19 protein-coding genes and 1 pseudogene are annotated in these 24,223 nt (G+C 72.5%); 7 read left to right on the top strand and 13 right to left on the bottom strand.

Features of this window, described 5'->3' with window-relative positions; genetic code table 11:
• Nucleotides 1-128 precede the first annotated feature (128 nt).
• Together IPH07_07745 and IPH07_07740 are read right to left on the bottom strand one after the other, a co-directional pair.
• The gene (locus IPH07_07745) at nt 129-1,118 is read right to left on the bottom strand and encodes a hypothetical protein (GenBank protein MBK6917276.1); all 990 of its coding nucleotides are present in this window, start codon (nt 1,116-1,118) and stop codon (nt 129-131) included.
• An 11-nt stretch (nt 1,119-1,129) separates the two neighbouring features.
• A complete protein-coding gene (locus tag IPH07_07740; GenBank protein ID MBK6917275.1) occupies nt 1,130-2,179 on the bottom strand; it encodes an AAA family ATPase in 1,050 nt (349 codons plus the stop codon).
• Between the two features lie 182 nt (nt 2,180-2,361).
• Between IPH07_07740 and IPH07_07735 the strand changes: the two genes are divergently transcribed.
• The 3 genes from IPH07_07735 (at nt 2,362) to bamD (ending at nt 7,169) form a co-directional block, all read left to right on the top strand.
• Complete coding sequence (locus IPH07_07735) at nt 2,362-3,066, top strand: PspA/IM30 family protein (GenBank protein ID MBK6917274.1); 705 nt, start codon at nt 2,362-2,364, stop codon at nt 3,064-3,066.
• Between the two features lie 451 nt (nt 3,067-3,517).
• On the top strand, nt 3,518-4,690 hold the full coding sequence (locus tag IPH07_07730) for a hypothetical protein (GenBank protein MBK6917273.1): 1,173 nt from the start codon (nt 3,518-3,520) through the stop codon (nt 4,688-4,690).
• Between the two features lie 214 nt (nt 4,691-4,904).
• On the top strand, nt 4,905-7,169 hold the full coding sequence (gene bamD, locus IPH07_07725) for an outer membrane protein assembly factor BamD (protein MBK6917272.1): 2,265 nt from the start codon (nt 4,905-4,907) through the stop codon (nt 7,167-7,169).
• A 49-nt stretch (nt 7,170-7,218) separates the two neighbouring features.
• On the opposite strand, the gene IPH07_07720 is transcribed toward bamD, so the two are convergent.
• A complete protein-coding gene (locus IPH07_07720; protein ID MBK6917271.1) occupies nt 7,219-7,710 on the bottom strand; it encodes a hypothetical protein in 492 nt (163 codons plus the stop codon).
• A gap of 98 nt (nt 7,711-7,808) precedes the next feature.
• Between IPH07_07720 and IPH07_07715 the strand changes: the two genes are divergently transcribed.
• A complete protein-coding gene (locus tag IPH07_07715; protein MBK6917270.1) occupies nt 7,809-8,219 on the top strand; it encodes a hypothetical protein in 411 nt (136 codons plus the stop codon).
• 18 nt (nt 8,220-8,237) lie between these two features.
• Here IPH07_07715 and IPH07_07710 read toward each other — a convergent pair whose 3' ends face one another.
• The 3 genes from IPH07_07710 to IPH07_07700 all read right to left on the bottom strand — a co-directional run bounded on the left by IPH07_07710 (nt 8,238) and on the right by IPH07_07700 (nt 9,991).
• Nucleotides 8,238-8,831 carry a hypothetical protein gene (locus tag IPH07_07710; GenBank protein ID MBK6917269.1) on the bottom strand — a complete coding sequence of 198 codons (594 nt, stop codon included), beginning with the start codon at nt 8,829-8,831 and terminating at the stop codon, nt 8,238-8,240.
• A gap of 36 nt (nt 8,832-8,867) precedes the next feature.
• Nucleotides 8,868-9,602: a sigma-70 family RNA polymerase sigma factor gene (locus IPH07_07705; GenBank protein MBK6917268.1), complete on the bottom strand. Its 735-nt coding sequence runs from the start codon at nt 9,600-9,602 to the stop codon at nt 8,868-8,870.
• Nucleotides 9,603-9,664: 62 nt separating this feature from the next.
• Nucleotides 9,665-9,991, bottom strand: a complete 327-nt coding sequence (locus tag IPH07_07700; GenBank protein MBK6917267.1) for a PilZ domain-containing protein — start codon at nt 9,989-9,991, stop codon at nt 9,665-9,667.
• Nucleotides 9,992-10,248: 257 nt separating this feature from the next.
• Here IPH07_07700 and IPH07_07695 point away from each other — a divergent pair, with 257 nt between their 5' ends.
• Entirely contained in the window at nt 10,249-10,758 is a 510-nt protein-coding gene (locus tag IPH07_07695; protein ID MBK6917266.1) for a hypothetical protein, read from the top strand.
• A gap of 57 nt (nt 10,759-10,815) precedes the next feature.
• On the top strand, nt 10,816-11,280 hold the full coding sequence (locus tag IPH07_07690) for a hypothetical protein (protein ID MBK6917265.1): 465 nt from the start codon (nt 10,816-10,818) through the stop codon (nt 11,278-11,280).
• A gap of 45 nt (nt 11,281-11,325) precedes the next feature.
• Here the strand turns inward: IPH07_07690 and IPH07_07685 are convergent, their stop codons facing one another.
• Together IPH07_07685 and IPH07_07680 are read right to left on the bottom strand one after the other, a co-directional pair.
• A complete protein-coding gene (locus IPH07_07685) occupies nt 11,326-11,931 on the bottom strand; it encodes a glutathione S-transferase family protein (protein MBK6917264.1) in 606 nt (201 codons plus the stop codon).
• A gap of 73 nt (nt 11,932-12,004) precedes the next feature.
• Nucleotides 12,005-14,326, bottom strand: coding sequence for a tetratricopeptide repeat protein (locus IPH07_07680; protein ID MBK6917263.1), 2,322 nt, complete (start codon nt 14,324-14,326; stop codon nt 12,005-12,007).
• Between the two features lie 131 nt (nt 14,327-14,457).
• Here IPH07_07680 and thrC point away from each other — a divergent pair, with 131 nt between their 5' ends.
• Nucleotides 14,458-15,810, top strand: coding sequence for a threonine synthase (gene thrC, locus IPH07_07675; protein MBK6917262.1), 1,353 nt, complete (start codon nt 14,458-14,460; stop codon nt 15,808-15,810).
• A gap of 6 nt (nt 15,811-15,816) precedes the next feature.
• Here the strand turns inward: thrC and IPH07_07670 are convergent, their stop codons facing one another.
• The 5 genes and pseudogenes from IPH07_07670 to IPH07_07650 all read right to left on the bottom strand — a co-directional run bounded on the left by IPH07_07670 (nt 15,817) and on the right by IPH07_07650 (nt 24,204).
• Nucleotides 15,817-17,103, bottom strand: coding sequence for a citrate synthase (locus IPH07_07670; GenBank protein MBK6917261.1), 1,287 nt, complete (start codon nt 17,101-17,103; stop codon nt 15,817-15,819).
• 1,536 nt (nt 17,104-18,639) lie between these two features.
• Nucleotides 18,640-18,912 (bottom strand): annotated as a pseudogene (locus IPH07_07665) (YggU family protein).
• Nucleotides 18,885-20,039: an alanine racemase gene (locus tag IPH07_07660; protein MBK6917260.1), complete on the bottom strand. Its 1,155-nt coding sequence runs from the start codon at nt 20,037-20,039 to the stop codon at nt 18,885-18,887. The pseudogene IPH07_07665 and the gene IPH07_07660 overlap by 28 nt, the downstream one beginning before the upstream one ends.
• Nucleotides 20,040-20,108: 69 nt before the next feature.
• Nucleotides 20,109-21,014, bottom strand: a complete 906-nt coding sequence (locus IPH07_07655; protein ID MBK6917259.1) for an HDOD domain-containing protein — start codon at nt 21,012-21,014, stop codon at nt 20,109-20,111.
• A 196-nt stretch (nt 21,015-21,210) separates the two neighbouring features.
• Complete coding sequence (locus IPH07_07650) at nt 21,211-24,204, bottom strand: hypothetical protein (protein ID MBK6917258.1); 2,994 nt, start codon at nt 24,202-24,204, stop codon at nt 21,211-21,213.
• Between the last annotated feature and the right edge of the window lie 19 nt (nt 24,205-24,223).

Genomic DNA, 24,223 nt, shown 5'->3' with positions numbered 1-24,223 from the left:
TTGGGGCGGCCGACTATCGGGGAAGGACCCCGGCGCGTCAAGGCCCGGCATCGCCCCGCTGGGACTCGGGCGGCAGGGCGATGCACCGGCCCGGCCTGCGCTCGGCGCACTGCGCCCGTTCCGGCATTCTAGGGGCGTTTCAGGGCTGCCAGCGCGGCATGGGCATCGGCCACCGCGGCGCGCACGAGGCCCCGCGGGTGCCACGCGAGCCACGCGAGGCCGCGCTGCCCGCGGACCCGCAGAGAGGATCCGTCGGGGGCGATCCGGCACAGCGCGTACGCGGCGCGCACCCGCGTGACCGGCGGCACCCACGGCCGCAGCAGCCGCGCGGTCGCCTGCGCCGCGGCGAGATCGGGCACGCCCGCGGCGGCGAGCGCCTCGAGGGCACGATCGCGATCGAAGCGGCGCGTCAGCGCGGCGACCAGGGTCGGCGTGGCCTCGGGGCGGGCATGGGCGGCCAGCACCAACGCCAGCTCGAGCGCCGCGGCGTCGGTGGCCGAGCCCTGCGCGAGCGCATCGGCGAGCGCGTCGAGGGTCGCCGGGCCGAGCGCGGGCGCGAGCGACAGCGCGTAGGCGATCGGTTCGCGCTCGTCGCCGTGGGCGCGCGCGAGTGCGTCGCGCAGTGCGGTCTCGATCTCGGGGTCGTCGAGCTCGACCCGCGCGACCGCGGCTTGATCGCGCAGCTCGGGCCGCGAGCTGGTCGAGGCGGTGCGCAGCAGCAGCAGCACGCGCTCGCGCGCGGCCGCGTCGCGCTCGCCGATCGCGACGCCGACGTACGACAGCGCGATCACGCCGGCCTCGCGCAGCCACACCGCGTCGGCGTGGTCGCGCTCGCGATCGTCTTGCAGCCACGGCGTCACGGCCTCGATGATCTCGGTCGCGCCGAGGGTCGCGAGGCCGATCGCTGCGTAGCCGCGGGCATCGGGCAGCGCGTCGTCGAGGCCGCGCCGCAGCAGTGCGCGCGTGGCCGCGGCATCGGGGTGCTCGCGGTCGTCGACGCACGCGGGGCCGGGGCGGTCGAGCGCGAGCAGCAGCGCCGGCGCGAGGTTGCGCAGCCCCGCGATCCGCACCGCGCCGTCTTGGTGGGCGGCGTCGCGCAGCGCGGCTGCCAGCGTCATCTCGGGGCCGATCATGGCGGCCCCGCGGCGGCCCCGAGCTCGAGCAGGGTCTGCTCGAACGACAGCTTGGCGTTGGCGTTGCGATCGAGTCGCGTCTGCAGCTGCAACAGGGCATCCGCAGCGCGGGCCAGCCCGTGGCGATCGCGGCCGGCGGCCGCGACCCCCGGCACGCCCGCGTGGCCGCGGATGCGCTCGCGCAGGTCGAGCAGCCACAGCTCCGCGACGCGGCCGACCGCCTGGCGCTCGCGCGCGGGCTTGCCGGTGGTGGGGCCAGCGGTGGCCTCGGACCACGCGCGACCCAGCGGCGTCGCGTCGCCACCGAAGATCGCCGCCGGGCCCTCGTGGGCCGCACGCGATGCCTCGCGCAGCAGCGCGTGGGTGGTGTCGAGCGAGGCATCGAGCGCGAGCTCGATGGCCACGCCGGCGCTGCCATCGGCCAGTCGCACCGCCAGCACGCGGCGTGCCTCGGGCACCTCGGCGCCGCTGGCATCGCGGGCGAGCGCGTCGGCGAGGATCGCCGCGACCTCGTCGTCACCGAGGCGACCGAAGCGGACGATCGCCGCGCGCGAGAGGATCGTCGGCAAGATGCCATCGAGCGCCTGCGCCACCAGCACGAAGTGCACGCCCGCACGGGGCTCCTCGAGGGTCTTGAGCAGCGCGTTGGTGGCCTGATCCGTGAGCGCCTCGGCGGGATCGATGACGACCACGTGGTGGGTCCCCTCGAACGGCGCCTGCTGCAGGCGATTGGCCAGCTCGCGTGCGGCCTCGACCTTGATCTTGCCGCCGGGGCTCTCGGGTTCGATCCACTCGACACCAGCGTGGAGGCCGGCGGCGACGCGGCGACACGGGCTGCAGGTGCCGCAGCCGCGGCCGGGTTGCTCGCTGCAGTGCAGCGCCTGCGCGAGCGCCCGCGCGGCCGTGGCCTTGCCGACGCCGCGCGGACCGACGAACAGCATCGCGTGGTGCAGCGTGCCGCGGGCCAGCGCACGCTCGAGCTGCACGCGTGCGTTCGCGTGTCCGCGCAGGCCGGCCAACCCGGCGGTCGATCCCGTGATTCCCATGCGCGTCGCTTCGCCGGCGGAGCCTACCACCGGCGCGGCCCGAGCTGCCGCCTCGCACGGCGGATCGTGGGGGCCGCCGCGGGTGCTGGCGCCGCGCGCCCGAGTTGGTACGCTTGGCACACGCCGAGGACGCGCACGAGCGCTCTCGCGTCGCCCGCCTGCCGCGAGAAGGACGTCCGCCGATGAGCGACAACAAGCCGGGGCTGCTCAGCCGCCTCAAGAACTCGATCTCCAGCACGCTCACGAGCGCCGTCGATGCGGTATCGGATCCCGGCCAGGAGGTCGCGCTGATGCTCGACGACCTGGCGACGCAGATCCAGACCGCCGAGAAGGATCTCCACCAAGCGGTGGTCGACCGCAAGATGATGGAGCGCAAGGTCGAGCAGCTCGCGAAGGACGAGGGCGAGTGGGAGAAGCGGGCCGAGACCGCGCTGCGTCTGGGCGACGAGTCCCTCGCACGTCAGGCGCTGCACCGCAAGACCGACATCTCGGCGCAGCTCGCCGACACCCGCGCCGCGCTGGCCGAGCAGACGACGCTGGTGGAGACCATGCAGCGGCACATCGCGACCTCGAAGCAGAAGCTGAAGACCTTGAACCTGCGCCGCGGCTCCTTGATGGCGCAGGCACGTGCGGCCAAGCGTGGCGTGATGCCGGGCACGATCGGCGACGGCGGCACGCTGTCGCGGCTCGACGAGATCGAGCAGCGCATCGCGTCGCTCGAGACCTTGAACGAGGCCCAGGCCGAGCTCTCGAGCGAGGTGAAGGAGGCCGAGATCGACGCCAAGCTGAGCGAGCTCGCGGGCGAGAGCAAGGTCGACGACGAGCTCGCGGCCCTCAAGGCGCGCATGAAGGCCCAGCAGAGCCTGCCCTCCGGCAGCGAGTCGTGAGTCGTCCCGCACGGTCGTGGCTGCAGTGGCCCGCGACCGGCGGTGTGTGGGTCGTGCTGCTGCTCGCGTTGGCGCTGGAGTTCCCGTACTTCGAGCGCACTCGCAACGCCAACGAGCGCCCGCGGCTCATGCAGGCGATGGCGTGGGTCGACGCCGACGAGTGGGCCATCGACGGCGTCGCAGCGCGGGGGCTCGACGCTGGCCCCGACACCGCGCGCAGCGGCGTCGACGGGCGGCTGTACCCCAACAAGCCGCCGGGCACCACGATCGTGGCGGCGGCGGGATATCGCGTCGCACGGGCCCTGCACGGAGACGCGCTCGACCTGCGCACGCTGACGTTCTGGGCACGGGTGTTCGCCGGCGTGCTGCCGACGCTGGCGCTGGCGTGGCTTCTGTGGCGTCGGCACGCGCCGGTGTTCGGCTTCGGCCCGGCGATGGCCGCGGTGCTGACATGGGCGCTCGCGACCCCGCGATCGCCTACGGGCACCTGCTGTACGGGCACGCGCTCGCGGCCTGTGCCCTGCACGCCGGCATCCTCGCGATCGCGTGGGCGCGCGAGCGCGAGGACCCGCGGCGCTGGCCATGGCTGCTGCTCGGCGGTGCGCTCGCGGGCGCGTCGATCGGCGTCGAGTACATGGCTGCGTTCGCCGGCATCCCGATCGGCGCGGTGCTGCTGCTGGCGATCGTGCGCGCCGAGCCGTGGCAACGGCGGACGCGGCTGCTCGAGGCCGCCGCCGCGCTCGGCGGTGCAGTCGTGCCGGTGGCGATGCTGGCGACGTACCACCAGCGGGTGTTCGGCTCGCCGTGGTCGACCGGCTACCTGCACGCGACGGTGGCCGACTTCGCCGCCGCGCACGGGCAGGGGCTCATGGGGCTCACCGCGCCGAGCTGGACCTCCACGCACGCGCAGTTCTTTGCGGTCGATGCCGGCCTGCTGTGGTGGGCGCCGGCGGTCGTGCTGGGCGGCTGGGGGTTGCTCATGGCCGGCCGCGATCCCGCGCGGCGCTTCGAGGCGCAGCTGCACATCGGCATCATCGTCGTGTTCGTGTGGATGAACGCCAGCCTCGCGTTCGATGGCGGCTGGCGGGTGGGGCCGCGGTACTTCGCGCTCGCGTTGCCATCGTTCGTGCTCGGATGGGCCGAGTGCTACGCGCAGCTACGTCGCAGTCCGCCGTGGATCACCATCGCGGTCGCGTTGGTGACGTACGGCATCGTCGTCGATGGTCTGGCCGCGAACCTGTGGCCCCACATCGACGTCGACAACGTCGACGCGCCGGTGCCCGAGCTGCTGCTGCCGCTGCTCGAGGGCGGCCTACGCCCGTGGCTCGCGTTCGGTCGCGCCAGCACGCACGATCCCCTGATCGGCCTGTTGGCGCTGTCCGTGGTCACCTTCGCGCTCGTGTTCGCGCGGGTGATAGAGCCGGGGATTCGCACGTGGTCGTCGATGCTCGCCGGGATCGTGCTCGGGCTCGCGATGGTCGGCGCGCACGGGTGGCTCCCCCGGCATCCCCGAGGGGCCCGCAACCTCGCGTACGTCGAGTCGGTGTGGGAACCCAAGGGCGCGACCGCGCGCAGCGTTGCGTTGCCCGAGCTGCAGCGGCCGGCCCGGCCGCGGACGCACTGACGCGGCCGTTCACCCGCGCTTGTGATCGCGGTCGCATCGCGGCCCCGCGCGCGTCGGTGGTGGCCGTACGCGATGACGCGAGCATAGGTCCATCGCGCCACGCGACGGACCCGCGAATGAAATGACCTTCCGCCGCTGTCGTCGACGTTGTACGGTCGGATGCGATTCCGATCGCAACGTCGGGCACGCGTGCCGTGCTCGAAGACGCCGCCCCTTGGAGACCCCCGCGATGTTGATCCACTCGCTGTTGTTGCTCGGCTTGCAGCTCTCGACCCTCGATGAAGAGGGTCATGTCGACGCGGATGTCGACGGCATCGATGGCGCGAGCGAGCTCGCCGTCGATCGCGAGCTCGACGCGACCACCGTCGCCGCGCCCGCGCCGCGCGCCGGCGTCACCACCCACGGTGTGCCGGCCAAGGCCGCCGGGTCGGGCAAGCCGGGCCCGAAGGCCAAGCCGGGGTTCGTGCCGATCGCGGCGCGCATCGGCAAGCTCGGGCCACCGCCGCGTCCGGGGGCCCACCCCGCGCCGCGTGCCGCGGCCAAGGTCGTGCGCGGGCGTCCGCCGGTGAAGCGAGCGCCGATCAAGCTGCCGAAGTCGGCGTTCACCACCATCAAGAACCGCGCGGAGCTCGAGAAGCGCGAGAAGACCGCGCCCACCGCGGTCCGCAACAAGCTCGCGGCGCTGCGCAAGCTCATCAAGGGCAAGCACCGCTCGTTCAAGGTCGGCTACACCAAGGTGCTCGACATGCCGCTGTCGCAGCTCACCGGCCTCAAGGAGCCGGGTGCGTCGGAGCAGCTGGCGTTGATGCGCCGTCAGAACGCGCTCGCACGGGCGCTGATGGCCAAGCGGGGCGTGCGAGCGATGCCCAACATCATGCAGATGTCGCTGCGCAAGCCCAAGGCGATCACGCCGCTCCACCGCGAGGGCGCCGGCGGTGGTCCCATCGTCCAGCCGGCGCAGGGTGGCGACAGCTCCGATCGCGTGGAGCGACCGGTCGATCCCACCGTCGGCGACGCGGTGTGCTCACCGACCTCGACCGCGTGGAGCTGGAAGGAGTACCTCGCGCCGCCGCGCTCGCAGGGCTCGTGCGGCAGCTGCTGGGCGTTCTCCACGATGGCGGTCTTCGAAGGCGCCAGCTCGATCGCCAATGGCTTCGACGGCAAGCTCGACTTCTCCGAGCAGTACATCGTCGACTGCGCGAGCAACAAGGACATCGGCGACATCGGCAGCTGCGCCGGCGGCTACACTCCGCTGGTCTACGACTGGCTGAAGGACAAGGGTGCGGCGCTCGAGTCCGAGGTGCCGTACCTCAACCGCGACGGCCAGTGCAACGCGAAGCTGGCGCCCACCCACAAGATCGCGAACTGGGGCTTCGTCAACGAGAACGTGCTGCAGCCCGAGGTCGACGAGATCAAGGCGGCGCTGTGCAAGTACGGCCCGGTGTCGTCGTCGGTCTACGTCACCGAGGCGTTCATGGCGTACACCGGCGGTGTGTTCGACGAGGGCGCGGCCGGCCAACCGAACCACGCGGTGGTGATCGCTGGCTGGGACGACAAGCGCGGCGCGTGGCTGGTGCGCAACTCGTGGGACACGTGGTGGGGCGAGGATGGCTACATCTGGGTGAAGTACGGCTCCAACTCGATCGGGCGCTCGGCGGCGTGGGCGGTGGTCGAGCCCGACAAGCCCGAGCCGAAGGTGCAGAACTTCAACGTCCGCGGCATCAGTGTCCGCAACAAGACCGGCGAGAAGATCTCGGTCCACCTGCAGTACAAGTCGAAGAAGACCTGGACCCCCGCGAAGCCAGGCACCGGCGCCGACGCGCTGGCGTTCTCGGTGGCCGACGGCGCCGAGGCGCTGCTCGGTGACGGCGCGGGCTCGGTACTCGCCAGCGAGGTGCGCCTGTGGGCCGAGAGCGCCGACGGCAAGCGCAGCTGGACCACCTACCTCGGCAAGAGTCTCGACCTCACGCCCAAGGGCCCGTACAAGGCCACCGAGCCGGAGACCTTCGTCTTCACCTTCGATCCGACCAACATCGATCACGGAACCGCGGTGGATCCCGGCAAGGGCAAGTCCGCCGATGCGCTGTTCGATGAGGCCTACGCGGCGTTCGATGCCGGCAGCTACGTCGACAGTCGTGCGCTGTTCTCGTCGTTCCTCACCAAGTTCCCCGGGCACGACCGCACGCCGGAGGTGCGCTTCTGGCTCGGCTACGGCTACTACATGGAGAGCCAGAACTTCGAGGCGCTGACCGAGTGGTACGACGTCGTCGTCAACTACCCCGAGGACGACTTCGTGGCCTACGCGCTGTTCTACTCGGGCCTGGCGTACACCGGGCGCGGCCAGTGCGACCTCGCGATCCAGTGCTACGACCTCGTCGCGCACGCGGGCTATCCGTCGGCGACGCAGGACTGGGTCGACGCTGCGACCGCGCAGATCGACGACCTCACGAAGGGCAAGGGCAAGGCGAGCTGCGGCTAGTCTCGCGCGGCCGCTCGCGGCCGTGCTTCGCTCGGGTGGCGCCCGCGGGTCAAGCGATTCGCGGGCGCTTTCGCGTCGTGACTGCGGCGACCACGAGCATGCAAAGTGCCGTCGCCCACGGTCCGTCGGCGCCCGCGGGATCGATGGCGCAGCCGCGCTTGTTCGGGCCCTGCGCCGGCGGTGTGCCGTCCGCATCGGAGGTGCGCGGCGGCTCGGCGGCTCCGCCGTCGCCGCTCGGATCGGCCTTGGTCGGGGGCGGCCCGCCCGCCTTGCAGGCCAAGCACGGCCCGCAGGTGGTCTGCGGTGGCGAGCCCTTCGAGTAGTCGAGCGCACAGCACTCGTCGGGCTGGCACGTGCCCGGGACGGTGTCGAGCTGGGCGTGGCCGTCGCCGCCTTGGTGCACCTGTTGGACGCTGCACGGCGCGCCCTCGGCCTTGTTGGCGCAGGCTTCGACCGCGGGGTTCTTCTCGTCGGCGTGGGCGGTGGCGCCGACGAGGGTGAGCACGAGGCCGAGCGACAGACGGAGCGTTGCGGGTGCCACGGTGACCGCGAGCTTCGCACATCCCCGGCGCAGATGGGTTCGTCCCCGGCGCGGACGGGCTGCTCAAGCTCCGGACCGCGCGGGGCGATGGGAAGCGCATGCACGACGGCGCACTCGAGCTCGCCCAGCGGACCGCCAGCTCCGCGGGGGCTTTCGCAGCCAGCCTCAGCGCCGACTGCTCGCAGATCGCCCTCGCGATGCGGGCCGGTGCTGTGGGTGACGCACTCGCGGCGTTCGACTCGACCGCCGCGCGGCTGGGTCGCTTCCTCACCTTCGTGGTGGTGTCGTCGGAGCTGCTGGGTGGCACTGCACCGTCGCTCGGCGCCGTGCTCGGGGACTACGGACGCCGCGTGTTGGGATGTCTCGATCGCGTGCAGCTGGCGCTCGACCGGGCCGACCTCGCCGCGCTCACGCTCGCGCTCGAGCACGGCCTCGGGCCGGCGCTGGGCGAGTACCACGGCTACGCCGAGCAGGTCGTGCGCGGGCTGCAGCCGCGGGTCGCAGCGTAGCGCGGCGGTGCCGACCGGCTACGTGCGCGCGCGTCCGCGTCGCGTGGTGCGACGGCGTCGCCACCACAGTCGATCGAGGAACACCGCGAGGCTCGCGCCCAGGCCCATCGCCGCGATCGCGAGCGCGGCGGTGCGCGCCCGCGGAGGCGCCGTGTCCTCGGCGTCCGACGCCGGTGCGGACGACGGCTCGGCGATCGCGAACGTCAGATGCACCGGTGCGTGGGCAGCCAGCACGGCCTCGGCGATCGCGGCGATCGCCGGCTCGGTCGCGTCGCCGGGCTGGGCACGCCGACCGGCGACGACGACGTGGGCGCCGTCGGCCTCGAGCTCGACGTCGACGTGGATCCCACGCAGGCGATCGGTCGCGACGATCGCCGCCGCGATCTCACCGGCGGCGGCGAGCTCGAGTCGGGCGCGCTCGCCCTCGCGGGTGGGCACCAGCGTAGGATCGCCGAACAGTCGCGCCTTGTCGGGCGCCGCAGCGCCGGGCGAATCCACCACCGCCTTGGCGCGCGGCTCCTCGGGCACACGCGAACCGCAGGCCGCGAGCACCAGCAGCGGCAGCGCAAACGACAGGCACCCTCGAGGCGCCCACGGGGACCCTGGCAGCACGGCCGGGCTAGCTTGCCGTGCGAGACCACGCGTCGGTCAAGTATCCGACCGATTGCCCGGGGGGCCACGGCCGCGGGGCACCGTCGCCTCGGCCTGCAGCGGCGCGCGCTGGGCAGTCGCCGTCGCGGGCACGATCTCGGGCGCGAGCAGGGGGTCGTCGCGCAGCGACTCGAACAGCTGCGCAACCAGGCGCGTGTGGTGCCGTGACACCGTGCTCGTGCTGGTGCCGAGCTCGGCCGCGTACTCCTGCATCGTCAAGCCGCGATCGTAGAGCGCCTCGATGAGCGCACGATCGGCGTCGTTGCGGCCAGCGACGACCTGGCGCAGGCGCTCGAAGCGGAGCTGGCGATCGACCGCGGCGTCGACCGCCTCCGCGCCGTCGCCGACCAGCTCCGGATCGACCGGAGGCAGCCGCGACATCAGCACCGCGGTGGTGGCCTGCGCGACCAGGGCCGAGGCCGCCTCGACGCGCTCGCGCAGCGTCCGGGGATCGCCGGTGTTGGGCGAGGGTTGTCGCGACTCGGCCTCTTCGAGCAACGCCTGCGTGGCCTGCAGCGCCTTCATCGCGCGCGAGCGTCGACGGGCGGCTGGGGCTGCGGCCCGGGCCGCGTCGAGCATCGCACCGCGCACGCGATGGAACGCGAATGCGGCGAACGGCACCCCGGTGCCCGGATCGTAGCGCTGCGCCGCGCGCACCAGGCCCTCGTAGCCGGCACTCGCGAGCTCGTCGACCGAGGCATGCGAGGCGCTCGCGGCCACGCGTCGCGCCATGTTGGGCACGCGGGGTGCGAACTGTTCGACGCGTCGGGATTGATCGGGCGACAGTGGAGTGGTCATTCGCCGGTGGCCTGCGTCTGCAGATCGCGGATGTGCTTGCGCAGCGCCCACTTCTGCTCGTCCGTGAGATTGTGGAAGCGGACACCCATGTCCCGCTCCGTCGCGCGGACGACCATGCCCGACAGCGGCAGGTTGACCTTCAGCGACGGGAACGTGAGCACCAGCTGGACGTCGGCCCCCGGATCTTCCCAGCCGGGCCCGGCGAAGCGACAGCCCCCGAGGCTGATGTCGACCAGCGGTCGACACAGCACGACCTCCTCGCCGATCACGTCGGCGTGGGCGTCGAGGCTGTAGCGGGGATGCAGCCGTGCGTCCGCCGTCATGTCGCGACATGATAGCGAGGCTCGCCGGTCGACGCGACGCCCCGCGCGGACGCCATGGCAGTCGCCACGGCGCGTGACTGCCAAAATGGCACGCGCACCCCGCCGTCTGCGCGCGTGCCGGTCACGGAATTGCCGGGATTTAGGGGCCGCCTTCGCGGTGTCCGACGCTTGCAGACGGTGCCGTGGAGACGGTATGGCTTGGCCGCGTGGCGGACTGGCCCCGAGCTCCCCGACCCGCCCGCCGAATTGCCAGGACCATGCGACTGCGACCCGTCACGTTCGCCCTCTGCCTGTCCGCGCTCGCTACGTCCGTCGTCGCCTGCAAGAAGGAGCCGACGATCCCCGGCACCGAGATCCCGGACACCTCCGAGAACCGCGACATCCTCGCGGTGCTCGAGCGCTACCGGACCGCGTTCGTGCGGCGCGACGCCGCCGGCGTGCTGGCGACGGCCCACCCGACCTACTACGACACCGCGGGCACCGACGATCCCGGCGACGACGTCGAGTACACCGAGCTGGGGCCGCTGCTGCGCGAGCGCATGGCCCAGCTCGAGTCGGTGCGCTTCACCATCGACTACCTCGAGATCGACGTGCTCAAGGATCGCGCGAGCGTGCGCGTGTGGATCGATGCGAGCTTTCGCCTGCAGCCCGTGGTCGACGAGGCCGGCGCCGTGAAGGTCGACGGCTACCACACGCGCAAGCAGGACCACGCGCTGTTCGAGCTGGTGCGCGACGGTCGTGCCTGGCGGATCACCCGCGGGCTGTAGCCGGCGCGGGGCACGGGTCGCGCTGGCCCGCGCGAAGGCATAGTATCGCCGACGTCGATGGACCTCCCGGCCCCCACGCCGCGTCGCAGCGCGCGACGGTTGCTGCTCGGCCTCGCAGTCGTGGTGGTGGCGTTGAGCGCGGTGTTCGGCGTCACCACGGTCCGCCAGCAGCGCCGCTTCCGTGACTACCGCGAGCAGACCCTCGCCGATGCGGTGGTGCCATGGACGAGCGCCGAGCTCGGCCCCGAGGCCTGCGTGGCGTTCGGAGTCGAGTGGGCGATGGGCTGCCCCGGTCTCGGCACGTGGTGCGAGAACGAGGCCCCCGTGGTGGTCGGGCGCTGCATGGCCTCGCGCGATCGCAGCGGCTGGTGCCGCGCCAAGGGCGACGCGTTGTTCAGCACCGACTTCGGCGTGAAGGACTGCGAGCAGCTGCGCGCGTCGGTCGACGGCAAGTACGCCCAGCGTGCCCACAAGAAGTTCTGCGCGGCAGCCCAGCGGGCGCTCGCCGAACACTGCCGCTGACGGCGGCCGGCGGCCGAGCTGCAGCGGCGCCGCCCGTGGGAGCGACTAGCGGTAGCGCGCCGCCACCAGCGGATGATCGCGCACCGCGTCGTGGACGGCGACCAGCTCCGGTGCATCGTCGAGCACGGTCGCCGGGATGTGATCGAGCACGCCGCTCTTGAACCACTTGAGCAGCATGAAGATCTTGAGGTCGACCACGTGCAGCTTGCTGCCACCGACGAACGGCCCCGGCGTGAAGAGCCGCCGCATGTTGGCGCCCCAGGTGGGGATCGTCGTGCGTGCCAGCTCTTCGCGCTTGGCCTGACGCTCGCCGGGCTCCGTCACGCGCAACGTGAGTCCGACCGCGCCGCGCAGCTCCTCGCACGCGCACATCAGCTCCTCGTGCTTGGCGGCCAGCCACGGGTCGCTGGGGTGGAGGTCGAAGCGGCGGCCGAGATAGACCAGGATCGCGTTGGTCTGCGACAGCCGACCCTTGCCGGCCTCGGTCAGCACCGGCATGGCGCCGAACGGCATCTCGAGCTTGCGTTCGGCCCACGTGGCACCCGGCACGCGATCGTCATCGAACGCGACACCGGCGAGCGCGAGCGCCAGGCGACACTCTTCGCCGCGCGAGCCAGGAAAGTCGAAGTAGGTGAGGGTGAAGTCGGCCATCGTCTGCGGTGCTCCTCGTGACCGCGCGTGCGCGGGCGGCCGAGGGTAGCACCGCGTGCGGCCGCGTCCGACGTCAGGGGGCTGCGGCGGCGTAGGCCTCGAAGAACGCGATGCGCTCGCGCCACTGCTGCCAGTCGGAGGCGTAGCCGCGAGGCAGGTCGGCCTCGGCCTCGAGCGCCGCGAGCACCCTGCGCGCGGTGGCGAACTCGCCGATCTGCAGCGACGACTCGAGCCGCGCGGCGCGGGCCGCTCGCACGAACTCGGGCGTGGGCAGGCCGGCACCGCCGTCGGCGAGCGCACGTGCGAGCTCGACGTCGGCGGCAGCCGGACGCTCGGCGTTGAGCAGCTGGCGGCCGAGCAGGTAGTGTCCGAGCGCCGCCGCGTCGGGGATCCGCGTGAGCTCGGTGGCCGCCCACGTCGAGGTCACGACCTTCACGATGCCGTCGTCGTCGCGATCGAACGGTGCGAAGTAGTCGAGCACGAGCTGCGCGAGCTCCGGCCGTGCGGCCCCCAGCGCGCGCAGCTGCAGCACGCGCACGCGCTGGTCGGATTGCGGCAGCGCGAGCGCCTCGGCGTAGGCGGTGGCAGCCCGGGCGTACGCGCCGTTGGCGAGCGCGACATCGCCGCGTCGCTCGGCGATCGTCGCGCGGATCGTCGTCGTCATGTCGTCGCGGGCGGCCAGCTCTGCGAGCGTCCGCTCGGCCTCGTCGAAGTGGGCCTCGGTCGCGAGCGTCTGCGCCAGCCCGATGGTGTGCTCGGGTTGGTCGGGCTCGAGCGCGCAGAGCTGATGCCACCGTTCGATGGCGAGCTCGCCCTCGCCGCGGGCGAGCGCGCGATCGATCTCGCTGCGGACCTCGGCGACCCGGTGTGCGCACGGGCGCTCGAACACCGAGCGTCGTTCGAAGCGCTGCCGCGCGGCCGCGACGTCGGCGTCGCGGATACCCTCGCGCGCGGCGAGGAACGCCAGCCACGCCTGCTCGAGCGGCGCCAGCTCGCTGCCATACGCGGCCTCGAAATCGCCGGCGCTGTGGTAGAGCGTCGCCATCGGCTCGAAGCCGTGGTTCTCGACCAGCCACAGGCAGAACGAGCCCGCGGCGGTGTACGCCACCTGCGAAGCCTTGGTGAGGAAGCCCGGGCCCATGATCGCGGCCATCGGTGGCAGCTTGTCGAGCTTCTGCAGCACGGCGGCCTGGTCGTGCAGATCGAGCCGCTCGGCCTCGCGGGGCGCCATCGCCGTCGCGAACCCCTCGATGAGACCGACGTTGAGGCGCGTGCCGTCGCGGCTGACCCCGAACACGGCATCGCCGACGGTGGCCCCGAACACGTGGGCGAGCTCGTGATGCAGTACCGGGTGGGGAAACGGCCGGTGGTCGAGGTAGATCTGACGGCGCCACGGCGCGGCGACCTGTACGGTGCCGGCGCCCATCAGCTTGCGCTTCTGGTCGGTGCTCGCAAACACGAAGCTGCGCACGCGGCCCTCGGGCTCGCGGCCGTTCATGGCCGCGCGCAGGGTCGCCCACGCGAACTCGTGCTCGGCTGCGACCGCGTCGATGGTGCGGGCATCGGCCGAGCGCGGCGCGTAGTGGATGATGAAGTGCTCGGTCTCGCGGGTCGCCGACAGCACCTCGGTGATCGAGTCGAGATCGGCGGTGAACCCCAGCCTCGATCCGCGCAGACCCACGGCACCGCAGGCCGCTGCCGCGATGCCGAGCGCCACGAGCACGCCGGCCCGCGGACGCCGCAGCGCGAGCGTCGGCGTCACCGCGGCCACAAACGCCAGCAGCGCCAGCCCGGCGACCGCGAGGTTGTACGCGCGGAACACCAGGTAGGTGCCACCCACCGCGACGGCTTCGTCGTAGACCGAGCCCGAGAAGTAGCCGAAGAACGGATCGTAGGCGAAGACCACCGGCTCGGCGAACAGTCGCCACAGCCCGATCACCGTCGAGGCGAGCATCGGCGTCGCCGCCAGCAGCAGCGCGCGTCGACGGGTGCGGCCCAGCACGCCGCCCCACAGGCCGGCGACCAGGCCGAGCGCCGCCGACAACACCGGGCCCATCGCGAAGAACGCGGTGCCGCCGAGGGGCTCGCACGCACGCTGCCACAGCTGGCCGACCAGCGGCATCGCGAACGCGATGGCGCACAACACCGCCAGCTCGCGGGCGCCGCTCGCCAGCAGCTCGCGCAGCCGCGTGGGCGCGCCCGACCCACGCGCCCGCCGCACTGCATCCACACCGGTCGCCATGCCGCCGAGGCTCGCCAGCGGCGCGATCACGAAGGCGTGCTCGTAGCCCAGGGTGCCGACCAGCGGCAGCGCCGTGAGCAGCAGGCCGATGGCCGCGGTGAGCAGCCGTCGGCGCCAGATTGGCGAGGACAGCACGCGTCGCAGGGCGGTCACCCGGGCGAGCCTAGCAGGCCGCGGCTTCGCGCGAGCGTCGAACCCCGCGCGCCGTGGCGAGGTGCCGACGCCGTCGGGTGCGGCCGCGCGACGCTTGCACGGAGCACGGCCGGGCGGTCACCCTTGCAGTCATGTACTCCGCCGCGTTCGCGTGCATCGCCGGCTGTCCGGTGCGCATCGGCCTGACCGAGATCGCATACCGTTGTCCCCGCTGCGGCGGCCTGCTCGAGGTCGTGCACGACACCGTGGCGCTGCGCGATCGTTCGCCGGCGGCGTGGATGAAGCTGTTCGACGAGCGCTGGCTGCGAACCGGCTGGCCCTACGGCTCCGGCGTGTGGGGCAAGAAGGAGTGGGTCGCGCCGCACGTCGCCGACCAGAACGTGGTCTCGCTGCTGGAGGGCGGCACCAACCTCTTCTGGGCCGAGCGGCACGGCCGCGGCATCGGCGTCGAAGACCTGTGGATCAAGCAGTGCGGCACCAGCCACACCGGCTCCTTCAAGGATCTCGGGATGACGGTGCTGGTGTCGTCGGTGAAGCAGATGATCGCCGAGGGCAAGCCGATCCGCGCGGTCGCGTGCGCATCGACCGGCGACACCTCGGCGGCGCTGGCGGCCTACGGCGCGGCGGCGGGCATCCCGGTGGTGGTGCTGCTGCCCGAGGCCAAGGTCTCGGCGGCGCAGCTGGTCCAGCCGCTGGCCAACGGCGCGATCGTCTGCTCGCTGGCGACGGACTTCGATGGCTGCATGCGCGTGGTCCAACGCCTGACCGAAGACCCCGGCATCTACCTGGCGAACTCGATGAACAGCCTGCGCGTCGAGGGCCAGAAGACCATCGCGATCGAGATCGTCCAGCAGTTCGACTGGGCGGTGCCCGACTGGGTGCTGGTGCCCGGCGGTAACCTCGGCAACGTCAGCGCCATCGCCAAGGGCTTCCTGCAGCTGCGCGAGCTGGGCCTGACCTCGAAGCTCCCGCGGCTGGCGTGCTGCCAGGCGGAGCACGCCAACCCGCTGTTCCGCGCCTACCAGCGTGCGCGCGCGGCCGGTCGCGCGATGCAGGCCGACGACTTCGAGCCGATCGTGGCCGCGCCGACGCTGGCGTCGGCGATCCAGATCGGCGATCCGGTCAGTCGCGCCAAGGCCATCGCCGCGCTGCAGGCGTGCAACGGCGTGGTCGAGCAGGCCAGCGAGGCCGAGCTTGCCGACGCGGTCGCACGGGCCGACCGCACCGGCATGTTCAACTGTCCCCACACCGGGGTCGCGTTGGCGTGCCTCGAGAAGCTGGTCGCGTCCGGCACCATCGCCCGGCACGAGCGCGTGATCGTGATCTCGACCGCGCACGGACTCAAGTTCACCGAGTTCAAGACCCGCTACCACGAGGGCGCGCTCGGGTTCGACAGCGTCCATGCGAACCGGCCGATTCGCATGGCCGCCGAGCCCGAGGCGGTGGTCGAGCGGCTGCACGCGCTGCTCGACGCACGCGCGTGAGCGCGGCTAGCCGCGCTTGTCGAGCGGCACGTACGCCCGCTCGTCGGGGCCGGTGTAGATCTGGCGAGGTCGCGAGATCTTCTGCTCACCGTCGTCGAGCATCTCCGACCACTGCGACAGCCATCCCGAAGCGCGGGGGATCGCGAACAGCACCGGGAACATCTCCACCGGGAAGCCCATCGCCTGGTAGATGAGGCCCGAGTAGAAGTCGACGTTGGGGTAGAGCTTGCGCTTGATGAAGTAGTCGTCCGAGAGCGCGATCTTCTCGAGCTCGAGCGCGATGTCCAACAGCGGGTTCTTGCCGGTGACGGAGAAGACCTCGTCGGCGAGCTTCTTGATGACCTTCGCGCGCGGGTCGTAGTTCTTGTACACGCGGTGGCCGAAGCCCATCAACTTGCCCTCGCCGTTCTTCACCGAGGTGATGAACTCGGGCACGTTCTTGACGCTGCCGATCTTCTTGAGCATGCGCAGCACCGCCTCGTTGGCGCCGCCATGCAGCGGGCCATAGAGCGCGGCGCTCGCGGCCGCGAGCGAGACGTACGGGTCCGACTCGGCCGAGCCCACGCCGCGTGCGGCGCTGGTCGAGCAGTTCTGCTCGTGGTCGGCGTGCAGGATGAACAGCACGTCGAGCGCGCGCTCCAGCACCGGATGCGGCTTGTACTTGGGCTCGGCGATCTGGAACAGCATCGCGAGGAAGTTGCCGCAGTAGGACAGCTCGTTGTTGGGGTAGATGTACGGTCGGCCCAGCGCGTGACGGTACGCCCACGCCGCGATGGTCGGCATCTTGGCGATGATGCGGACCGCGTGCTGCATGCGGATGTCGGGGCTCCGCACGTCCTTGGCGTCGGTGTAGAAGGTCGACAGCGTGGCGAGGAACGCGACCAGCCGACCCATCGGGTGGGCGTCGTAGCGGTAGCCCTCGAGCGCGCGCTTGAGGAACTCGTGCACGAAGGTGTGCGAGGTGACGGAGTGCTGCCAGGTGGCCAGCTGCGGTTCCGTCGGCAGCTCGCCGTGCAGCAGGAGGTACGCGACCTCGAGGTAGGTCGACTGCTCGGCGAGCTGCTCGATGGGATAGCCGCGGTAGCGCAGGATGCCGGCGTCGCCGTCGAGGTAGGTGATCGCAGAACGACACGACGCCGTGTTCATGAACGCGGGGTCGTAGCTCATCAGCCCGAAGTCATCGGACGCAACCTTGATCTGGCGCAGATCGGCGGCGCGAATGGTGCCGTCCTGGATCGCGACCTCGTAGGTCTTGCCCGTGCGGTTGTCGGTGATGGAGAGCGTATCGGCCATGGGGCTCCTTCTGTTCGGTCGCGCGAACTATACGAGCAGCGCAGTACGCCGAACAACGGCGATTTCGCAACGTCGCGCGGCACGACAGCGGCGCGGCGACGTGCGCTCGGCATGTGCCTCGTCGGGGTCCGAGGCTCAAGGCGGCAGGGCGGGGACGAACACCTGCAGCCGCGAGACTGCGGTGCCGGCGATGTCCTGGCCGCCCACCACGATGATGGCGCCGGTATCGTCGCGCACCGCCTGCCCGCCGCTGGCTCGCAGCGCAGGTGTGGACGGCGCGGCGACGAGCGTGTCGAGCGCGAACGAGACCAGCACGCCTTCACCCTGCGCGTAGACCGCGACTTCGTCGGCCCACCACAGCGGCGAGGCCATCGTCGGCTGCAGCAGATCGGCGTGGTGGGTCCACGTGACGCTGCCATCGGCGGCGCGATCGAACTGTTCGACGTCGGCGGTCGGGGTCGCACCGAGCAGGCCCCCGCCGCACAGCACCCGCACGCTCTGGCCGTCGCTGCCGTCGTCGAGCTGCGTGCAGCTGCCGCCCTGGCGGAGCTCGGTGTCGAGTGGCCCGCTCGCGAGCTCGCCGCGCAGCCACCACGCCGCGGCCACGCCGTCACCGCTGACCTCGCCGTGACCGAACACGAGGATGTCGTCGCCGTCGTCGCCGTCGGCACGCACGATCCACTGCGCGCGCGCACCATCGCGCGGGACATCGAGCGCGAGGCCGGCGATCGGCTCGGCGTGCACCGTGCCGTCGTCGCGCGGCACGAGATCGACGGCGATGACGTCGGTGTGGCCGCCGCCGCCGAGCAGGCTCAACACCGTGCCGCCGCCGTCGACGACCCACGATGCGTGCGGGCGCGCGCCGACCTCGTCGGCGCCCTGCAAGGCGAGCGCGCGCCAGCTGTCTTCGCCGGGATCGAAGCGCTGCAGGCCGAGGCCCTGCTGCCAACGCACGCGCATGACCCCGCCCAGCGCATCGCCGACGAGTGTGCCGTCTCGTGGGTCGGGGGCATCGTCGAGCGACGCGGCCGCGGCGGCCTCGCGCGTGAAGGCGTCGATGAACGAGGTCGCGCCGTCGCTCGACAGTAGCACCACGCCGCGGCCTACCGCGTTGGCGGCGAGCAGGTGATCGTCGGGCAGGTCGAGCGCGAGCGGGAAGGTCGACAACGCGCCGGGACGGCCGAGGAACAGCCCGAGCCCACCACCGGCGCCGCCGTACGTGAACGGCGGCGTGCGCCCCCAGGCCAACAGCGACTCGCCCTCGGCGAGGTAGAGCGAGAGCTCGTGCACCACGTCGTCGGGCTCGAGCTCGACCCGGAAGGAGAAGTCGACGCCGTCGGCGGCGATGGTCTCGACGGTGCCGTCGGGGCCGAGCAGCAGCGACGCGTTGTCGGCCGCCTCGAGGTCGTCGTGGTCCTCGGGCAGCACCACGTCGACCTCGAGATCGGAGGTGAACGGCGCGCATGCGGGCAGCGTCGCTGCGATCACAGCCAGCGCGGCGGCCGGCAGCAGCCCCATGCTCCGCCGCACCACCTGGGCCACGACCCCGCGCACGCGCACGCGCTTGCGCTTACCGGTCTCGCCCGCGACGATCTCGACCGCGCCCCGCGGGCACGCCAACACCTCGGCCAGCAGGTCGATCAGCGCAGCATTCGCGGCACCGTCGACCGGCGGCGCCGCGAGCTGAATCTTCACGCGGTCGCCGTGACGACCGAGCACGCGGCTCTTGGATGCGCGCGGTACCACCTGCAGCGCGATCATCACGCCGTCGTCGAGCTCGCTCACCGGGTCGTCGCTGCCGTCGTGCATGGGGGGCTCCAGTGCGGCAGCGGGCGCTCACGGCCGGCGGCCTCGATCTCGCCGAACCCGCACACGCTGCCGTCGCGGACGTGGATCGCTTCGCGGTGCAGGTTCACGGTCGTGCACACGTGGTCCGGCACCAGCAGCACGATCGCTCCGCGCTCGGGCACCTCGCCGGCGGTCACCCGCAGCGGCAGGTGCTCCTCGCTGGCCTTGCCGGGCACCAGCCCAGGATAGCCGACCACCGCGCACGAAGGCGGCGGGCGATCGGGCGAGATGGCCTTGCTGCCGGCGTCGAGCGTGATGCGATCCGGGGTCGGGCGGGCGATCACCCGCGCGGCGACGAACGCCGCCGGGATCACACCGATCGCCGCGGCGGGCCGCGTGCTCGCGAGGTCCGAGAGCACCAGGGTGCCGGCGCCGACCTGGTGCTGCCACGGTCCCGACGTCAGGCCCGCGTGCGCGAGCGCGTGCTCGATGGCGTGGCTGCCCGAGGTCGTGACGTAGGCGAGTCCGCCGTGTCGTTGGGCCAGCTCGACCAGCGCGTCGTAGCCGGCGAAGGCGGTGTCGCGATCGTCGAACCCGAGGTGGCCCTCGTAGCCGTGCAGGCCGGCGATCTCGCTGCGCCCGTGGCGGTCGAGCCAGTCGAGCCAGCGCGACGCGGCGGTGCCGGTGCGGTGCATGCCGACGTCGACGTCGAGCCAGCGGGCGATCGCGTCGGCACCGTCGGGCCAGCGCGCGAGCACCTCGGGCGCGTCGACCAACACGCCGACCTGCGCGCGCCGATGGGCCTGCGCGAGCGCGAGCAGCTCGGGGAATCGCGACTGCGGCAGCGGGTGGGCCAGCAGCACGTCGACCGCGACCGCGGCCTCGTCGGCGGTCGCCAACACCAGCGAGAGCTCGGGCAGCGTCGCGCACTTGAAGTGGCGCACGCCGGCGTCCAGCAGCAGGCGCACGATCGCGGCCTGCTTGACGGTCTTCACGTGGGGTCGCCAACGCCGGGGGTCGCCGACGCGCGCCAGCACGGCGGCGATGTTGGCCGCGACGGTGTCGAGATCGATGACCAGCGCCGGCGTCACGCAGCCGAGTCGCTCGAGCTGGTGGCACAGCGTCGCGGGGTCGCGCTCGACCGTCACCGGCGGCAGCGTACGCGATCGGCGGGGCCAGGCAAACGTCGCCTGGGACGCGCGGTGGCCGACGCCGCGCTAGCCCGCTTCTTGGCAGATCAGCAGCGCGGTGCTGCGCAGCGAGGCGAGCTCGTGCGGTGGCAGGCCCAGTCGCGCGAGCAGCCGTTCGGCCTGCTCGGGCGTGGGGGCGGGCTCGCTGGCGAAGCCGTCGGCGCACACCAAGGCCTCGCAGATCGCCACGGTCGAGACCCCGGCCTGGCTGATCCCGCTGTCGTCGTCGACCTCGTAGCGATGGTGCTCGAGGCACACGCGCGACACCACCTCGGGCAGGTTCCACATGCCGCACAGGCGTGCGCCGAACCACCCATGACCGGCGTCCACCAGGGTCTGCTGTTGCTCCGGCGACAGCGTCGGCGCGGCCGGATCGAGCAGCATCCCGAGGATGGTGGGCCGGCCGATGTCGTGCAGGAGCCCGCACGCGAACGCGTGCTCCGTGTCGAAGCCGATCACCTGCGCGACGTGGCGATGCACATGGGCGATCGCAATCGAGTGTTGGCGCGTGGCATTGAGCTGGCGACGCGCGCCGCCGCGGAAGAGGTGGGCCTCGGCGATCGCCTGCAGCAGGATCTCGCGCAGGATGCCCCATCCGAGCCGCATCAGCGCCATCCGCAGCGAGGTGATCGGTGCGGGTGGGCGGTACAGCGGCGAGTTGGCCACCGACAACACGCGTGCCGCGACCACCGGGCACGCGCGCACGACCCGATCGACCTCGCGGAAGTTGGCCTCGCGGCTGTTGGCGACGGCCATCAGGTCGGCGACGGCGGCCGGGAGCGCCGAGAGCTTGCGCCGCGGCGACCGCAGCCAGTCGAGCGCGCGCCGCGTGGCGTCGTCGAAGGCGGAGTCATCGATGGAGTCGGCGTCGGCGGACACGGCGGTGAGCGGCGCCGGCGCGGGCGGCATGCGGACGGCGGCCGAACCGGACATGCCTCGCACATCGGCTCGACGGCGATGCCGCTTGAATCGCGACGAGGCAAATGGATCGGCGGCTCGACCCCGCAGCGCGATGCCGCGAACGGCCCGCGCCGGGCCGCAGCACCTGCGCCAGTGGGGAAGGGCGGCCCGCACTCCCCCTTGGTCGGGCGGCGCCCGCCAGACGGCTCGCCTGGCGTTCATCCACCGTTCAGAACACCTGCACGTTGCCGGCCGTGCTGGGCAGCTCGTTGTCGCCGATGTTTGCGATCGCACCGTAGCCGAGGCCGCCGAAGCCGCCCAGGCCCCAGCAGCGCACCGCGCCGGTCGGCAGGCGGCTGCAGCTGTGCGCGCCGCCGGCATCGACGGTGGCCGACGTCGATCCGACCGCGACGTCCCCCGCGGTCGCGGGGACCTCGTTGTCGCCGATGAGGTTGGTGTTGCCGTAGCCGAGGCGGCCGTTGGCGCCGTTGCCCCAACAACGCGCCGCGCCGTCGTCGAGCCGCGCGCACGTGTGTGTGCCGCCGGCGGTGATGCGGGTGACCGCACCGCCGACATCGACGTCGCCGGCGCTGGCCGGGGTCTCGTTGTCGCCGATGTTGTTGGTGTTGCCGTAGCCGAGCCGGCCGTTGGTGCCGAGCCCCCAACAGCGCACGCTGCCGTCGCTGCGACGCGCGCAGGTGTGCGCGTCGCCGGCGTCGACCTGGGTGACGGTGCCGCCGACGTCGACGTCGCCGGCGCCCGTCGGGGTCTCGTCGTCGCCGATGTTGTTGGTGTTGCCGTAGCCGAGTCGCCCATCGCCGTTGGCACCCCAGCAGCGCACCGCGCCGGTGTCGAGCAGCGCGCAGGTGTGTTGGTCGCCGGCGGTCAGCGCCGTGGCCACGCCGCCCAGCGGCACATCACCGGCGCTGGCCGGGGTCTCGTTGTCGCCGATGCTGTTGGTGTTGCCGTAGCCGAGCCGGCCCAGCACGCCGTTGCCCCAACATCGCACCGAACCGCCGACCAGCAGCGCACAGGTGTGGCTGCCACCGGCGACGATCTGCGTGACGACACCTCCGACGTCGACGTCGCCGGCGGCCGCGGGCACCTCGTCGTCGCCGATGCTGTTGGTGTTGGCGTAGCCCAGGCGACCGGTGGTGCCGCCGCCCCAGCACCGCACGGTGCCGCCCTGCAGCAGCGCGCAGGTGTGCAGGCCACCCGCTGCGAGCTGCACCACGGTGCCGCCGACGTCGACGTCGCCGGCCGCCGACGGCAGCTCGTCGTCGCCCACCGATGCGGTGCTGCCGTAGCCCAACCGACCGTTGGTGCCCAGGCCCCAGCAGCGTACCGCGCCGGTGTCGAGCAGCGCGCAGGTGTGGGCGGCACCGAGCGCGAGCTGGGTGACCTGCTGCTGCACGCAGCTCGCCGAGCAGCCGTCGTTGGGGGTGAAGTTGCCGTCCTCGCAGCTCTCGCCCGCGGGCGGGTTGACCACGCCGTCGCCGCACGAGGGCGACGTGCAGTCGACGTCGCAGGTGGCGGAGGCACCCGCGTCATCGCAGACCTCGCCGGCGGCCGCGTTGGTGGTGCCATCACCACAGCTGACCGCGGTGCAGTCCGCGTCGCAATCGATGGTCGCGGTGCCATCGTCGCAGAACTCTCCGGCGGCGGCGTTCATGAGCGCGTCGCCGCAGGCCGCGGCCGAGCAGTCGCTGTCACAGGTCGCGCTCTCACCCGCGTCGTCGCAGGTCTCGCCGGCGTCGACGTTGGTGACGCCGTCGCCGCACGACGGCAGCGTGCAGTCGGCGTCGCAGGTCGCCGACGGGCCGCCTTCGTCGCACTGCTCGCCCGCCGCGGCGTTGACGGTGCCGTCGCCACAGCTCGCGGGGCTGCAGTCGCCATCGCAGCTCGCCGATGGGCCACCGTCGTCACAGGCCTCGCCGGCGGCCGCGTTCACATGCGCGTCGCCACACAGCGCGGGCGTGCAGTCGTCGTCGCAGCCGGCCGAGTCGCCAGCGTCGTCGCAGGTCTCGCCGGCCAGCGCGTTGAGGGTGCCGTCGCCACAGGTGGCGGTGGTGCAGTCGTCGTCGCAGCTGGCCGACACGCCGGCGTCGTCACAGTCCTCGCCGGCCGCGAGGTTGACGTGGGCGTCGCCGCAGGTGGCGGTGGTGCAGTCGTCGTCGCAGGTGGGCGAGTCGCCGGCGTCGTCACAGTCCTCGCCCGCGAGCGGGTTAGCGGTGCCGTCGCCGCAGGTGGCGATGGTGCAGTCGTCGTCGCAGCTGGCCGAGGCCCCGGCGGCGTCGCAGGCTTCGCCCGCGAGCGCGTTGGCGGTGCCGTCGCCACAGGTCGCGGTGGTGCAGTCGACGTCGCAGGTCGCCGATGCGCCGGCGTCGTCGCAGCTCTCGCCGGCCTCGGCGTTGGTGATGCCGTCGCCGCACGCGGCCAGGGTGCAGTCGTCGTTGCACGTCGCGCTCACGCCGGCGTCGTCGCACTGCTCGCCCGCGACCGTGTTGACGACCGCGTCGCCGCAGGTGGCGGGTGTGCAGTCGTCGTCGCAGGTGACGCTGGGACCCGCGTCGTCGCAGCTCTCGCCCGCGGTCGCGTTCGTGAGCCCATCGCCGCAGGCGCTCGCAGTGCAGTCGGCGTCGCAGGCGGCAGACTCACCGGCGTCGTCGCAATCCTCGCCGGCGGCCGCGTTGGTGATGCCGTCGCCACACGCGACCGCGGTGCAGTCGGCGTCGCAGCGTGCGGTGTCGCCTCCCGCGTCGCAGCTCTCGCCGGCGGCCTGGTTGAGCACGGCGTCGCCGCACTGGGCGGCGGTGCAGTCGGCGTTGCAGGTGGCACTCTCGCCGGCGTCGTCGCAGGTCTCGCCTGCGGCCTGGTTGAGCACGGCGTCGCCGCACTGGGCGGCGGTGCAGTCGGCGTTGCAGGTGGCACTCTCGCCGGCGTCGTCGCAGCCCTCGCCGCCCTCGACCACGCCGTCACCGCACACCGAATCGCCGCCGCCCGTGCTCTCGCTGCTGCCGCCCGAGCTGCCGCTGCTGTCGGCACCGCTGCTGTCGCTACCGCTGCTGTCGGCGCTGGTCGATGCAGTGGTGCCCGTGGTGGCGGTGGCGTCGCTCGTCGAGCCCGAGCTGTCGGCGGCCTCGGTGACGTCGTCGCCGCAGCCCACGAGCGTGAGCGCGACCGCGACGGGACCGACCAGCGTGAAGGGATAGGCCAGGCGCATCCCATCAAGATACCAGAAG

The organism is Deltaproteobacteria bacterium (genome assembly GCA_016709225.1).
In the GTDB taxonomy this organism is placed as follows: Bacteria; Myxococcota_A; Polyangia; order Nannocystales; family Nannocystaceae; genus Xiheibacterium; species Xiheibacterium phototrophicum.
Note: the sequence above shows the minus strand (reverse complement) of the source record. Positions and strands in the feature narration are given on the sequence as shown.

Bases quoted from the DNA above. Each gene is read 5' to 3' on its own strand.
- IPH07_07745 (MBK6917276.1), bottom strand. From the start codon at position 1,118: ATGACGCTGGCAGCCGCGCTGCGCGACGCCGCCCACCAAGACGGCGCG.
- IPH07_07740 (MBK6917275.1), bottom strand. From the start codon at position 2,179: ATGGGAATCACGGGATCGACCGCCGGGTTGGCCGGCCTGCGCGGACAC.
- IPH07_07735 (MBK6917274.1), top strand. From the start codon at position 2,362: ATGAGCGACAACAAGCCGGGGCTGCTCAGCCGCCTCAAGAACTCGATC.
- IPH07_07730 (MBK6917273.1), top strand. From the start codon at position 3,518: ATGGGCGCTCGCGACCCCGCGATCGCCTACGGGCACCTGCTGTACGGG.
- IPH07_07715 (MBK6917270.1), top strand. From the start codon at position 7,809: ATGCACGACGGCGCACTCGAGCTCGCCCAGCGGACCGCCAGCTCCGCG.
- IPH07_07705 (MBK6917268.1), bottom strand. From the start codon at position 9,602: ATGGCGCGACGCGTGGCCGCGAGCGCCTCGCATGCCTCGGTCGACGAG.
- IPH07_07700 (MBK6917267.1), bottom strand. From the start codon at position 9,991: ATGACGGCGGACGCACGGCTGCATCCCCGCTACAGCCTCGACGCCCAC.
- IPH07_07695 (MBK6917266.1), top strand. From the start codon at position 10,249: ATGCGACTGCGACCCGTCACGTTCGCCCTCTGCCTGTCCGCGCTCGCT.
- IPH07_07690 (MBK6917265.1), top strand. From the start codon at position 10,816: ATGGACCTCCCGGCCCCCACGCCGCGTCGCAGCGCGCGACGGTTGCTG.
- IPH07_07685 (MBK6917264.1), bottom strand. From the start codon at position 11,931: ATGGCCGACTTCACCCTCACCTACTTCGACTTTCCTGGCTCGCGCGGC.
- thrC (MBK6917262.1), top strand. From the start codon at position 14,458: ATGTACTCCGCCGCGTTCGCGTGCATCGCCGGCTGTCCGGTGCGCATC.
- IPH07_07670 (MBK6917261.1), bottom strand. From the start codon at position 17,103: ATGGCCGATACGCTCTCCATCACCGACAACCGCACGGGCAAGACCTAC.
- IPH07_07655 (MBK6917259.1), bottom strand. From the start codon at position 21,014: ATGTCCGGTTCGGCCGCCGTCCGCATGCCGCCCGCGCCGGCGCCGCTC.
- IPH07_07650 (MBK6917258.1), bottom strand. From the start codon at position 24,204: ATGCGCCTGGCCTATCCCTTCACGCTGGTCGGTCCCGTCGCGGTCGCG.